This is a genomic window from Streptomyces sp. SP17BM10, from assembly GCF_036322405.1.
In the GTDB taxonomy this organism is placed as follows: Bacteria; Actinomycetota; Actinomycetes; order Streptomycetales; family Streptomycetaceae; genus Kitasatospora.
This window is the reverse complement of sequence record NZ_JAQYXB010000365.1, coordinates 1-463: the sequence shown is the minus strand read 5'-3', so window position 1 is coordinate 463 and position 463 is coordinate 1. Positions and strand designations below refer to the sequence as shown.

The window sequence follows — 463 nt, the reverse complement described above, 5'->3', positions numbered from 1 at the left end:
GGTCCGCCGGGGGCGATCATCTGCACGAGGCCGGTGGAGTAGCCGGCGATCGCGCTGATCGCGGTGAGCGTGCACCAGCGGCGGAAGCGGCGGGTGCGGTCGGTGGGGGTGTGGGCGCGGGCGGCCTGGCGGCGTTGGCGCTGGCGAGGAGCGAGGCCACGGGTTGGCCGGAGGGCAGGGGGACGGGGTTGTGCCTGGCGGCCGGCGTGCTGTACCGCGGCAGCACGGGGACGGTCGGCGCGGTGTGGACGAGGCATGCGACGAGGAGCGTGCCGACGAAGGAGAGGGCCGCGATGGTGACGGCCCGTGAGCGGGGGGAGTTGGTGATCCCGCGGGGGCTCGCGGGGTGGGGGGGGGGGGGCGGGGGGGGGGGGGGGGGGGTTTTACGCGGTGGTGGGCGCTGGGTGTTGCGGTGGGGGGGGCGCCTATTTTTTTTTTGGGTTCCGGGGTTGGCCCCCGCCTC

Annotated in this window: 1 protein-coding gene; it reads right to left on the bottom strand. The window is 75.8% G+C overall.

Annotation, left to right across the window (positions count from 1 at the left end; translation table 11 throughout):
* On the bottom strand, positions 1–257 hold a 257-nt coding region (locus PUR71_RS02795; RefSeq protein WP_329924689.1), incomplete at its 3' end, for a hypothetical protein.
* Positions 258–463 lie beyond the last annotated feature (206 nt).